Consider the following 13532-nt stretch of genomic DNA (forward strand, 5'->3'; position numbering starts at 1 on the left):
TTTACGTTGCAGCTTCTGCTTCATTACAAGGCTGCTCATGCTGGCGGGGCTATGCGATAAGGAAAGTAACGGGGTAGGACCCAGGCCACTGGGCAACTAAAACGACTTTTTTAAGCCTGCCTCTTCTACTGCCAGACTACCTGAAATTAGTTACCAACTTTATTATGATGGATGGACCCGGCTTTTTCGGCGAACGCCTGAAAAGTTACCAACTTTATTTTTTTCTAACTGATCCTTGGTAGGGTAAAGTGGGGCTTAGAGAGGTGGTTTGTTACCAACTTTATTATGATCCCACACTCGATCACAGAATAAACGTTTTCTTGTATTTCACGATAATGATAATTATTATCATTATCGTGAATAAACAAGGAGAACGTGATGGAATTCCTGTGTCCCAATCACCGCCAACAGTTCGCGGACCTGCCGCTGGAAGAACGCAAAGACCTCTGGCTGTTCTGGATGGAGAATGCCCACGACTGCAGTGAGCAGGGGCAGTGGCGGGATGTTATCTCGCTGGCTGGCAGCGCCTTCGATCTTGCTTGCCTGCACGGGCCGCGGGATGAATCCTGCATGCACATCGAACTGACTCTCTCAGCCATACTGGTCTCCCGGGCCCTTTCCGATCGCGGTGAGCGGGCCGGTATGGACGCGGTGATTCTCCGGGCACTGGAGAGCCTTCAGCACCCGGACCATGCCGCCCCCATCGACGGTTGCTGTGATATCCACGACTGCGTTTCTGTGCTTATAGATCCTTCACGGCACGCAGACTTTTTTGCTGACTACCTGAACTGGCCCTCCTTACCTTTCGTTCCACCGAAACGGGCAACTATGGTACGGACGCTCCATTGACCTCGTAACCGGACAAACACAGGCACAGTTAGCAGACCAGGTTGGATAGGCGTGGAGTGGGCAGGTTGCACACATTCAGTCAGGCAGATTTCGAACGTTTCGGGCAGCTTTACGACATAGAATTTCGGTTTCCGGCCATCCAGGGCGACACCGGAAGTGATGACCGTATCGTTGCCCGGGGTGAGATTGCCGAGTACAGCCTGGCTTCGGGTTTTCGGTTTACGTTTTCTTCGCTTCAGGTGCTCCAGGCGTATGAATCAGTCTCTTCTGGTCATGCGCCGTTGCTTGTGCTGGTCGTTCTGGATGGCACCGTTGAGCTTACCCTCGGGTCGGTCGAACACGTTCTGTCATCGGGTAATGCTGTCAGCATGCAGCTGCACCCGGACTATCCGTTACGGGCGCACCAGCCTGAGCAAGAGCATCTGCAAATTGTGGCACTCGCTTTCGACCCACGCGGCGCAACATTGGACCACGTCTCCTCCAGCTTACAAGACCTGACCATTCTTCCCAGGGTTCCCCTGCGTCAATGGAGTGTGCCCCACCCGTTCGAGGAGTTGCTGCGGACCCATGCACGCCTCACGATGACCGTCGCCCAGAAAAGCCTGGTTTTGGAGGGCCTCGCGCTGCAGCTTGCCGGATTGGGTCTGGCAGGCGACGAGCATGAATCCCCGGATGCTCCGGTGGTTCCGGTCCAGCAACGTCAGCGACTTGAGCTCGTAAGGCAGCATCTGGAGTTCACCCCGGACCATGACCACACCCTAAAGGACCTCGCACAGATGGCTGCCATGAGCCCAAGCGGCTTGCGAGTGAAATTCCGGGCGATGTACGGCGTGCCGGTGTTCGACTATCTCAGAAAATGCCGACTTCGGTTGGCAAAGCATTATCTGGAGCAAGGCTTCAGTGTTGAACAGAGCGCGAACAGGGTGGGTTACACCCACGCGACCAATTTTTCGACGGCGTTTCGCCGAGAGTTCGGCTTTTCTCCCCGACAACGGGCGGCCAATCACAAGAAATAGCATTGCGCATAGGTTTTTTGGCTTCTGGAATACCAAAGCTCGGATCTAAACGACAATAATTCGCATTACACTTAAACTTGTAAAGCGCGTTGTTTGGAGCTGATCAATGAATTCGTTACGTGATAATCGCCAGTACTTACTCCCGTCCGGCCTGGCCTTGGCCATAGCCGGGGTTCTGGCAAGCCCGATACTGTACGCGCAGGAAGCGAATATTACCGAGCTGGATGCCATTGAAGTATCGGCAGATGCCGCCGAACCGAGCGGCACCGCACCGAGTGATGGCTACACCGCAGAGGCGACCGTTACCGGCACGAAAACAACCACCAACGTGGTTGAAACGCCCCAGTCCATTTCCACAGTCACAGCGGATCAGATCGAGGACCAGAACGCGGCCAACCTGGGCGAAGTTCTGCGTTATACAGCCGGCGCCCGAGGCGAGACCTTTGGTTTCGAGCCGCGCACCACGTTTCTGAGAATACGCGGCTTCGATGTGGCCACCAGTGGCTTGTTTCGTGACAACCTGAAACTGGCGAACCCCGGCTTTGCCGCCGGTTACAGCCTGGAGCCCTATGGCGCCGAGCGCATTGATGTGCTCAAGGGGCCTTCTTCCGTTCTGTACGGACAAGCGGGCCCGGGTGGGTTGGTGAACTATGTGTCCAAACGTCCTACTTTCGACACCCGTCGAGAAGTGCGCGTTGAGGCTGGTACCAACGATCTGGTCCAGGGCCATTTTGATATCAGTGGGGCGGTGAACGACAGTGATACCCTCGCGGTTCGCCTGGTGGGCCTGGTTCGCGACAGCGAAACCCAGGTGGATTTTGTCAACGACGACCGAAAGTACCTGGCCCCCAGCCTGACCTGGCAGCCCACGGACGCCACCCGACTGACGGTATTGGCGCACTGGCAGTACGACGATACCCAGCCATCTCAACGTTACCCGTTGCAGGGCACGTTGGAGCCAAATCCGAATGGCCCGATTCCTGACAACCGGTTTACCGGCGAGCCAGGGTACGATGCCTATGAGCGTCGCGAGAGTGCCATTGGTTACGAGTTTGAGCACCGCATCAATGACCAGATAGTTCTGCGTCAGAATGTCCGGGACTACCGTAACGATGTTGACGACCAGACCATCTACACCACCGGTTTGCTGGCGGATCAGAGAACCATTACCCGGTCGCGCTTTGACAGTTTCGGTCGCATTGACGGACTGGTCATGGATAACCAGCTGCAGTTGACCGCTCAGGCGGGCGCGGCAGAGCACACGGTATTGGTCGGCCTGGACCATCAGGATATCGATGTGTCATCCCGGCAGTTCTTTGGGGCCGCCAGTAACCTGGACATCTATGATCCTGTCTATGGGGCGCCTGTCCCTGATGCCCCGTTGTTTAAAGACGAGGACGGACAACTCAAACAGACCGGCATTTACCTTCAGGATCAGATCCGGGTAGACCGTTGGACGGTTTCCCTTGGCGGCCGGTATGACGTGGCCCGTTCCGAGACACTCAATAATCTCACCGGCGCCACAGCTAGCCGGGAAGACGAGGCCTTCACTGGTCGTGCCGGTGCCAGTTACCAGTTCGCGAATGGCTTTGCCCCTTATGTGAGCTACATGGAGTCGTTTCTCCCCACCACAGGTACCGATGCGGCCGGCAACCCGTTCGAGCCCGAAACCGCACACCAATATGAGGTGGGCGTAAAGTACCAGCCCAATACGGACACGCTGGTGACACTGGCCTGGTTCGACCTGACCCGGGAAGACTACCTGACCACCAACCCATCGACCTTCGCCAATGAGCAGAAGGGCGAGGCCAACTCACAGGGCCTTGAGATGGAAGCGCGCACCCGTCTGTTCCATGCGCTGGATGTGATCGCCAGCTATAGCTATACCGACGCCGAGATCACCAAAGCCAGCAACCCCGTGGAAGAAGGCGAGCCGCTGGAATACACACCGGAACATGAAGCGGCCTTGTGGGGAAAATACAGCTTCCGGGGCGGCATGCTGCATGGCCTGGGGCTGGGTGCCGGCGTGCGTTACATCGGCGAGAGTTTTGGCGCGGCGTTCAATGCGGATAATTCTGCCCTGGAAGTACCGGATGTCACCCTGGTGGATGCTGCGATTACCTACGACATTGGCCAGGTGTCGCTGGGGCTGCATGCCCAGAACCTGCTGGACGAACAGTATGTAGCAACGGCTTTCGACAGCTCCGGTACGTATGGCACCCGTCGTGAAGTGACCGGTTCCGTTACTTACCGGTTCTGATTGCATTATCCTCCCGGCGCAGGGACGCGCCGGCTCCGACCCATTTTCTCAACAGACCCTATCAGTGTCCTTCCCCCAGAACATTTGTGTATTTTTTTCACAAAGCGACCTCACAGCCACGCAAATCGGTTAAAATACGCGCGCTACATCTTTGTTGATCAAGTAATACTACGAAGATATCTGTGTTGATCAGCGCCCATTCCCCATTTGCTTGTTAGTAAGACCAAAATCGGTCTTCATTTTGTACCTTTGGCCCATACCCCGGTACGCAAATATCAAGGAAGATGCGGGCCTGCTGGCACACAATACCAATAACCCGTTTTCTCAGAAGATTTCCGTAATGCCCAATACCGTTATCTCCGGCTTTACCCACAACTTCCTTGGCAAGGCGCCCGTCTGGTACAAGCAGGTGATCCTGCTGTTTCTTGTCGCCAACCCGATTGTCATGTGGACCCTGGGGCCCGGAACGGCCGGCTGGCTTCTGATCGCAGAGTTTATTTTTACTCTTGCCATGGCCCTGAAATGTTACCCGCTTCTGCCGGGTGGCCTGCTGGCGGTAGAGGCATTGCTGATTGGCCTGACCACGCCGGATGCAGTGTATCTGGAAGTGCTAACCAACTTCCCGGTGATCCTGCTGCTGATGTTCATGGTGGCGGGCATCTACTTCATGAAGGAACTGCTGCTGGTGACGTTCACCCAGATTCTGGTGGGTGTGCGTTCCAAGTCGGCGTTATCGTTGCTGTTCTGTAGCGCAGCAGCACTGCTTTCGGCCTTCCTCGATGCACTGACGGTTACCGCGGTTATTATTAGCGTGGCGGTCGGGTTTTACGCGGTTTACCACAAGGTGGCCTCCGGCAAGGGCTACCAGCACAAGGACCACAACGCGGGCAGCGATGACGAAGTAATCGAGCTGCACCGTGAAGATCTGGAAAATTTCCGGGCGTTCTTGCGCAGCCTTTTGATGCATGGTGCTATCGGTACCGCGTTGGGCGGCGTTGCCACCATGGTAGGTGAGCCCCAGAATCTGTTGATTGCCAAAGTCGTGGGTTGGGACTTTGCCGGTTTCTTCCTGCACATGGCGCCAGTGAGTTTGCCGGTATTGGCGGCTGGTTTATTTACCTGCTGGGCCCTGGAGAAGCTGCGTTGGTTTGGCTACGGCGGGCGTTTGCCCAAGCCTGTGCGTCAGGTGCTGGAAGAATTTGCGGAGAACGAGCGGACCAAGCGGACCAAGGCTGATCAGGCGGCTCTCTGGGTACAAGCCTTTGCCGCCGCGATCCTGGTGGTGGGCCTCGCTTTCCATCTCGCCGAGGTCGGCCTGATTGGCCTGCTGGTCATCATCCTGATTACCTCCTTTACCGGCGTTACCGACGAGCATCAAATTGGCAAGGCCTTCCAGGAATCCCTGCCGTTTACCTCGCTGCTGGTGGTGTTTTTCGCGGTGGTTGCGGTGATCCACGAACAGCACCTGTTCAAGCCGATTATTGATTACGTGCTGTCGCTTCCGGAAGCCCGGCAGCCTGGCATGTTCTTCATTGCCAACGGCGTGCTCTCAATGATCAGCGATAACGTCTTCGTAGCGACTGTTTATATCAGCGAAGTCAAACAGGCTCTGGATGCAGGGGCCATCAGCTACGAGCATTTCCAGAAGTTGGCAGTTGCCATCAACACAGGTACCAACCTTCCCAGCGTTGCGACTCCCAATGGCCAGGCGGCTTTCCTGTTCCTGCTGACGTCTGCCATAGCGCCGCTGGTTCGGCTGTCCTACGGCAAGATGGTGGTGATGGCGTTTCCCTACATGCTGGTAATGGGCGGTGTTGGTCTGTACATGGTTATCAACCATATTTGACATTATGTTCGGATTTTTGCGGGCGGTGTCAGTGCAGATCTTTCCGGGTCTGTTAATCTTTGGCTAAACAGACCCGAACAATACGGATTCCATGCCCAGAAACTGCCCGGTCCATTCTTCCCGACTCTCTGAAGCCATGCATTTGACCGTTGTCCGGCTTTGGATATTGCTGGTAGGTTTATTATTTACGTCCGCCTCCCTTGGCGCGTCGGAATCCGTAAACAAGACTCTGCGCATTGCCTATGTGGAGTTTCCCCCCATTACCTATCAGGCCAGCGATGGCCGCCCTGCTGGCAGCTTTATAGAGCTTACCCGGAAGATCGCTGTGGAAGCGGGTTACGAGCCGGAATTTCTCTTCTTGCCCATCAGCCGGGTATACCTGTATCTGCGCAACGGTAGAATTGACGTTTGGCCAGGTTCGGCCAACGTTCCTGCCCTTAACGGTGAAGTTCTTGAGACCTGGGTCACTCCCCTCGCGACCCAGCTCAGTGCCTGGTATCTGGAGGGAACCGAACCACTTACACATTTTGATCAACTGCAGGGCAAGACCGTCATCACGATAGGCGGGTACACCTATGGAGGGCTCTTGTACTGGCTGGAGGCGGAAGGTTCGATTGACGTCACCCAGGCTCCAAACTATCGGGCTGCTCTGGAAATGCTCAAGCTTGGCCGAGGCCATTACCTGTTTGGGCATCGGGATCCGGTCGTGGAAACCCTGACCATGCCCAAAGACGAGAAAATCCGTGAATCGGCGATCCGTTTGAGGAATCTGACCTGGCTGTTCTCGCTGGCCAATCCCCGGGCAGCGATCCTGCGGGAAGAGTTCAATGATGCCTACATCCGTCTGGCTGAAAAGGGTGAAGTGCCGCCGATACGAAACCTTGGAGAAAGCTTTGTGATCCCCGGATTTCCCGAGCAATACCGTTAGTAGTGTTCAGGGCTCAGGAATCCGGGTTCAGAAGGATGTCCCCATACCAGGCCGTGGCCTTTTCACCGGTGTTGTCCGAATCCGACATGATGGCAATGCCCACGACCGGTGGCGGTTCCTCGCCAAACGCTTCCCGATAATCGGCCATGATATCCCGCTCCACCGTGACCCATTCGCCGACCTGTTCTGATCCGGAATTCACGGCAATCATCATGGTTTTCTCGGTGTACGGGTTGGGCACAATCTCGCCCTTCGGGAGAGTATTGGCCCAGATGTAGTTGAGGGCATTGCCCGGCAGGGACTCACCGAATAACACCTCGACGGTCTTGCGTTTGGCGCGCTCGAAAAACCCCGCCTTCTCGGGCTGGAACTCGAACGCCACATAGATTCTGGCCGGGTAATCGTCCCCGGACTTTTCCCGGGCATCCCCGTTTTCGAAGACATTCGAGACCTTCCAGCACCATTGCAGAATCAGCGAATCGGTTGGCTCCAGCCTGACCCGTGCGATCAGTCCCGACGCACCGCCGTCCGTGGTCGCCCGCACGACCTGCTGACCGTATTCGGTTGTCAGTTCATAGCGGCTGAGCTGATCTATCTTGGGGAATTCCAGGGGTTCCCAGCCATCGTTCAGGGACTGCATCTGGGAGAAGGGTGTCAATGTACTCTCTTGCGAACTGACCGGTGCAGACAGCAGCATGGAAATGAGGAGCGGGCCCCAGATTCTTTTGTATCCGACCTTCTCCATAGTGCCTCTCCTCTTGTCAGGGTGTTTCCGTTGCAGACAGATCTTTTACCGGAAAGTGCCTTGTCCTGAAAAGTGGACCTGTATATAGTGTTTCTATCCTTGGTCAAATACCAGATGTAGTGATCAGCGCGTAACCAACTCGGTCAACGTGTGATCATCTCAGCCATTCTGGTATCGGGAATCCGGTGAGACTCCGGAACTGACGCGCAGCGGTATTGGGGAACAAGCGTGGCATCAAGACACTGGCGAAAGCCGGGAAGTCGCCACACGAGGCCGAATCGAACGATTCACGCCCCTGAGTCCGAAGACCTGCCAGGGATACGGAGCTTCAAAGCTCCTGACTGCACCTTCGCGACCCAGGGTGAGCAGACCGGTTATGCCCAGCCATTCCCATGGCGAGGTGTGCCCCTGCGTACGCGATGGTGAAAGGAACTCAACGCGTATTCAGGAGAACACTGCATGTCTGCCTCAGCCCTGGCCGAACCCCGGCCAACCTCGCACACGGACACCGAATCCCTTCAGGTCATCAAGCGCAACGGCACGCTTGTGGGCTTCGACCCCTCGAAGATCAGCATCGCCGTAACCAAAGCGTTCCTCGCTGTTGAGGGCGACACCGCCGCCGGTTCCGCGCGTATCAATGACGCGGTACACCGGGTGACCGACCAGGTCATCCAGGCGATTAGCCGTCGCCTGAAGGCCGGTGGCAAGGTGCATATCGAAGACATCCAGGATCAGGTGGAACTGGCCCTGATGCGGGCCGAAGAACAGAAGGTGGCCCGCGCCTACGTCCTGTATCGGGAAGAGCATGCCCGCGAGCGCGCCCGCCATGCGCCGGTTGAGGCGCACCCCCATCTGACGGTGAAAAAGACCAGTGGCGAGATTGCTCCGCTGGATCTGGGCCTGATGAAACTGCAGGTGGAAAAGGCCGCCACAGGGCTGGAGGGCATCGACGGTGATTCCCTGGTGGACGATGCCCTGACCAACCTCTACGACGGCATCGCCGAGGAAGACGTGCTGTCGGCCCTGATCATGACGGCCCGCAGCCGGATTGAGCGGGAGCCGGACTACAGCGCGGTCACCGCTCGTCTACTGCTGGAACAGCTGCGTCTGGAGAATGCCGCCGCGTTGGGCCTGCCCATCAGTCTGCCATTGGCTGAGATTTATCCACAGGCACTGAGCGCCTTTGTCGAAGCGGGAATCCGGTACGAATTGCTGGATGACGCTCTGGCCGCCTTTGATCTGGAGCGCCTGGGTGCCGCCCTTCAGCCGGAACGGGATCTGCAGTTCGGCTTCCTGGGTCTGCAAACCCTGTACGACCGTTACTTCCTGCACTGGAACAAGGCCCGCCTGGAATTGCCCCAGGTATTTTTCATGCGCGTTGCCATGGGCCTGGCCCTGCGCGAAGATGACCCGAATGCCCGGGCCATCGAGTTCTACAATCTGCTGTCGTCGTTTGACTACATGGCGTCCACACCCACGCTGTTCAACAGCGGTACCCGCCATTCTCAGCTGTCCTCCTGTTACCTGACGACGGTGGGCGACGATCTTGAAGACATCTACGGCGCCATCCGTGATAACGCCATGCTGTCGAAATGGGCTGGCGGTCTGGGTAACGACTGGACGCCAGTCCGTGCGCTGGGCTCCCACATCAAAGGAACCAACGGCCAGAGCCAGGGCGTGGTGCCCTTCCTGAAAGTAGTCAACGACACCGCCGTGGCGGTCAACCAGGGCGGCAAACGTAAAGGTGCGGTGTGCGCCTACCTGGAAAGCTGGCACCTGGACATCGAGGAGTTCCTGGAACTGCGCAAGAATACCGGCGACGAACGCCGCCGAACCCACGACATGAATACGGCCAACTGGGTGCCCGATCTGCTGATCGAGCGCATGCGCGAAGACCGTGACTGGACCCTGTTCTCCCCCAGCGATGCGCCGGATCTGCACGACCTGTACGGCAACGCCTTCCGTGAACGCTACGAGCATTACGAAGCCCTGGCAGAGCAGGGCAAAATCAAGCTGTTCAAGAAAATCCCGGCCAAGCAACTCTGGCGCAAGATGCTCACCGTTCTGTTCGAAACCGGCCACCCCTGGATCACCTTCAAGGACCCGTGCAACCTGCGTTCCCCCCAGCAGCACCAGGGCGTGGTGCACAGCTCCAACCTGTGCACCGAAATCACCCTGAACACCAGTGCCGACGAGATTGCCGTGTGCAACCTGGGTTCCGTGAACCTGACGGCTCATATCGCCAACGGCGAGCTGGACGTGCGGCGTCTGGAACAAACGGTGAACACCGCCGTGCGCATGCTCGATAACGTTATCGACATCAACTACTACGCCGTGCCCCAGGCCCGCAATTCCAACCTTAGGCATCGCCCGGTTGGCCTCGGCCTCATGGGATTCCAGGACGCGCTCTATCAACTGGGCCTGCCGTATTCCAGCCCGGAAGCGGTTGAGTTCGCTGACGTTGCCATGGAGCAACTCAGCTACTTCGCCATCCGCGCCTCAGCTTCGCTGGCGGGTGAGCGAGGTGCCTATGAGAGCTATGAGGGTTCACTCTGGCAGCAGGGTATCCTGCCCATCGACTCCATCAACCTGCTCAAAGAGAACCGCCGGGAAGGGGACCTCTCTGTAAACACCAACGCCCGGCTGGACTGGTCGCCGATACGCGAACTGATCACGAGAAACGGCATGCGCAACAGCAACGTGATGGCCATTGCCCCGACGGCGACGATTTCCAACATCGTGGGTGTGTCCCAGTCCATCGAGCCGGCGTACCAGAACCTCTTCGTGAAATCGAACCTCTCCGGCGAGTTCACGGTGGTGAATCCCTCCCTGGTCCGGGATCTCAAGGCCGAAGGCCTTTGGGACAACGTGATGGTGAACGACCTCAAATACTTCGACGGCAGCGTTCAGCAGATCGACCGCATCCCGAATGATCTGAAAGCGCGATACGCCACCGCCTTCGAAATCGACGCGAGATGGCTGGTGGAAGCCGCCGCCCGGCGCCAGAAATGGCTCGATCAGGCCCAGAGCCTGAACCTGTACATGGCCGAACCCAGCGGCAAAAAGCTGGATGCCCTGTACCAGCTGGCCTGGGAACGTGGGCTGAAGACCACCTATTACCTGCGCTCCCTGGGTGCCACCGGTGCTGAAAAAACCGCTCCGGTTGCCGCGCCCCAGCCCCAGGTGTGCAGCATCGACGATCCGGACTGCGAAGCCTGTCAGTAACTGCTCACTTAACGATTTCGAGGCAAAACCATGCTTGATTGGGACGACGAACTAAAAACTGAATCCAAAGCGGCGCATCCCGGCGCCCCGGCACCGGTGAACGTGGACGACAAACGAGTCATCAACGGCGAAACCGACATCAACCAGCTGGCACCGTTCAAGTACCCCTGGGCCTGGGAGTACTTCATGAACGCCAACAAAAACCACTGGACCCCCCTGGACGTGAACATGGCCCAGGACGTTCACGACTACCATCACCGGCTAACCGCGCCAGAAAAGCACGTGTACGAAAATGTACTGGCGTACCTCACCACCTCCGACATCCTGGCCATGCGCAACATCGGCCTGGCGGTGATGGAGAAGATGAGCGCCCCGGAGCTACAGATCTACCAGGCCCGGCAGGTATACGAGGAGGCCATGCACACCTGGGCCTACCAGCACTGCATCGAAACCCTCAACCTGGACCAGAGCGAGATCTACAACCGCTACCGCGTGGTACCGGCGATCAACGGCAAGATCCAGATTGCCAACCGCAGGCTGGATGCGGCCATGCGGCCGGACATGAACCTGCGTAACAAGGACGACCTGCAGGAATTCATCATGTCCTACCTGTTCTTCGCGGCGGTGTTCGAAGGCACCTGGTTCTACAACGGCTTCAGCCCCATCTTCGCCCTGCAGCGTCGAGGACTGATGCGCGGCACCGGCGAGCAGTTGCAGTACATCCTGCGGGATGAGGCCATGCACTTCTCATTCGGCCTGAAAGTGGTTAACCAGATCGTGGAAGAGGAAAACATCACCTTCGACCCGAAGGCCGTGCGCGAGATGTGGGACGAATCGGAAGCCGCCGAGAGGGCCTATGCGGACTACATCCTGCGAGACCCGATTCTCGGTTATTCGGCTGAGTATCACAGCGAACAGTTCCGCTTCGTGGCCAACCGCCGTGCCCGCACCGTTGGCCTGGAAGAGCCGTTCCCCGGCGCGAAGAACGTGTCGCCCTGGCTAGATGAGCAGGCCACCCTGCGCAAGGAGAAGAACTTCTTCGAAACGCGGGTGATTGAGTACCAGACCGGGGCACAGTTGGAGTGGTGAGGGCTTACTGACCGCTAGCCGAGCGGACTGCGCACCCCTGCGAAACCCTGTCCGAGGACGTGGGTATAAATCTGGGTGGTGCGCAGATCCGGGTGGCTGCCGCGACATTACGATGCACAGCGAGTTAGGTCAGAAATTCATCGACGTCTCTGGGACCCATATCGCGAGGGTGCTTCGTTTGCTGAAAACGAATGAAATAACGGATCTAGTATCAGTACGTTTTTCGGTACGGATGCTGTAATGATTCACCCGAATAACCGCACGAACCTGGTCCCGTAAGCGAGATTGTTTTCCCTTCATTCGTCCCGGCTCCCTGCCAGCGCTGTTTATTTGTACAGTATTCTTGATGGAGTGGATCACAGATGTCAAATGATTACATGGAAAGGCGGTGTGTCGTGGGCTAACCTGTTGTTTTATACATTTATGGGCATTGCGTACTGTGATCCAGAAGCCGTAATAACGAAGCGGTCAAATTTCTGCAATCATGAAGCGCTCTGTCTAATTGCTGTTATATTTGAGGGAGTAATGAGCAAACTCGACAATGTTGTTCAGGCAATTCGCTCAGATCTCTCTGATATCGCCACAGATCACGATAAAGACGACTGCGATCTGTATCGCTTCGTCGGTGTTGAAACTTCGCGTTCGTACAATTTTATTCTGGATGCTTTTTACCTTTTGGAGGACACCCAATTGGCAAAGGCCTCATTCAGAGATTCTGAGCTTCGAGACTTAGATTTTGGGAAGTTGCATCTGCTTTACTATGGCCTTCTGAATGCGTGTTATATGCAACAACAGGCTACCCTGGTGTTATGTAGAGAGCTTGGCGTTACTGACGGCCTGGAGACAATTAAAACCGCAGACATTGTAAATTTCAGAAATAGCTTTTCTGCCCATTCGCCTAATCGTGGCAGAGGAGACGAGCAGCACAGCTTTATCCTCGACAGACACGCTATGCGTGTTGGCCGAGTTGAAGGTTGTTCCGCCAATCATGTAAGCGGCCATCTTTCTCTTCAAGCAAATATTTTCCAGTTGCTCAACGATTGGGATGACAGCCTCGATAAGGTGTTCGACCTGATTGGAGAGCGTGTCTACGGTGATCAGTTATGCCAGAAAATATAACAAGGCCAGGCACGGCGACGTCTACTACATTGCGGCTTCTCCTCCATTCCGTACCCGCGCATGCTGGCTGGCGTTAGCACTTCATTGGGACCTTAATTGGGATAAGAAATCTATAAAGGGAGTTATTGAGTGTAAGCGCCGTTAAATCGACCCACTTGCCCTAATCGTATTGAGCCACTTTTTTCAAAGCCGGCAACTCGGCATTCCAGGGCAGCAAGGCTTCAAGCTTCTCCAGTGTATCGGCCCCAGCAATGCGCTCCAGCACATGGTGGATATAAGCGGAGGGCTCCAGGCCATTGGCCTTGGCGGTTTCTATGAGCGAATAGCAGGTGGCGCTGGCTTTCGCCCCTTGTGAGGTATCGGCGAAGAGCCAGGCCTTTCTGCCGAGGGCAAACGGGCGAATAGCGTTCTCGGCACCGGCATTGCTGATGTTCAGGTCACCGCGTTCGCAGTAA

Annotated in this window: 10 protein-coding genes and 1 riboswitch; of the genes, 8 read left to right on the top strand and 2 right to left on the bottom strand. The window is 56.5% G+C overall.

Translation table 11 applies throughout. The features are described from left to right. The first annotated feature begins 378 nt into the window (after positions 1-378). The 5 genes from AC13E3_RS03585 to AC13E3_RS03605 all read left to right on the top strand — a co-directional run bounded on the left by AC13E3_RS03585 (position 379) and on the right by AC13E3_RS03605 (position 6899). Positions 379-849 carry a hypothetical protein gene (locus AC13E3_RS03585; RefSeq protein ID WP_008172602.1) on the top strand — a complete coding sequence of 157 codons (471 nt, stop codon included), beginning with the start codon at positions 379-381 and terminating at the stop codon, positions 847-849. 56 nt (positions 850-905) lie between these two features. Continuing rightward, a complete protein-coding gene (locus AC13E3_RS03590) occupies positions 906-1865 on the top strand; it encodes a helix-turn-helix transcriptional regulator (protein WP_405417656.1) in 960 nt (319 codons plus the stop codon). A gap of 106 nt (positions 1866-1971) precedes the next feature. Then, positions 1972-4125: a TonB-dependent siderophore receptor gene (locus AC13E3_RS03595; protein WP_104270960.1), complete on the top strand. Its 2154-nt coding sequence runs from the start codon at positions 1972-1974 to the stop codon at positions 4123-4125. Positions 4126-4465: 340 nt separating this feature from the next. After that, positions 4466-5971, top strand: coding sequence for a sodium/proton antiporter NhaB (gene nhaB, locus AC13E3_RS03600; RefSeq protein WP_053115500.1), 1506 nt, complete (start codon positions 4466-4468; stop codon positions 5969-5971). 91 nt (positions 5972-6062) lie between these two features. Beyond that, positions 6063-6899 (top strand): substrate-binding periplasmic protein, encoded by an 837-nt coding sequence (locus AC13E3_RS03605; RefSeq protein WP_053113354.1) that lies wholly within the window; start codon positions 6063-6065, stop codon positions 6897-6899. A gap of 13 nt (positions 6900-6912) precedes the next feature. On the opposite strand, the gene AC13E3_RS03610 is transcribed toward AC13E3_RS03605, so the two are convergent. After that, positions 6913-7644: a DUF3047 domain-containing protein gene (locus tag AC13E3_RS03610; RefSeq protein ID WP_405417651.1), complete on the bottom strand. Its 732-nt coding sequence runs from the start codon at positions 7642-7644 to the stop codon at positions 6913-6915. Between the two features lie 152 nt (positions 7645-7796). Next, positions 7797-7975: riboswitch (cobalamin riboswitch) on the top strand. A 128-nt stretch (positions 7976-8103) separates the two neighbouring features. Here AC13E3_RS03610 and AC13E3_RS03615 point away from each other — a divergent pair. The 3 genes from AC13E3_RS03615 to AC13E3_RS03625 all read left to right on the top strand — a co-directional run bounded on the left by AC13E3_RS03615 (position 8104) and on the right by AC13E3_RS03625 (position 13077). Beyond that, positions 8104-10869 (top strand): ribonucleoside-diphosphate reductase subunit alpha, encoded by a 2766-nt coding sequence (locus AC13E3_RS03615; protein ID WP_104270957.1) that lies wholly within the window; start codon positions 8104-8106, stop codon positions 10867-10869. Between the two features lie 30 nt (positions 10870-10899). Further along, on the top strand, positions 10900-11958 hold the full coding sequence (locus AC13E3_RS03620; RefSeq protein ID WP_405417648.1) for a ribonucleotide-diphosphate reductase subunit beta: 1059 nt from the start codon (positions 10900-10902) through the stop codon (positions 11956-11958). A 525-nt stretch (positions 11959-12483) separates the two neighbouring features. After that, positions 12484-13077 (top strand): hypothetical protein, encoded by a 594-nt coding sequence (locus AC13E3_RS03625; RefSeq protein WP_405417645.1) that lies wholly within the window; start codon positions 12484-12486, stop codon positions 13075-13077. Between the two features lie 160 nt (positions 13078-13237). Here the strand turns inward: AC13E3_RS03625 and AC13E3_RS03630 are convergent. Then, positions 13238-13532 (bottom strand): transposase domain-containing protein (locus AC13E3_RS03630; protein ID WP_482901718.1); only part of this gene is annotated, 295 nt, incomplete at its 5' end.

The sequence above is a fragment of the Marinobacter sp. L-80 genome (assembly GCF_056859395.1).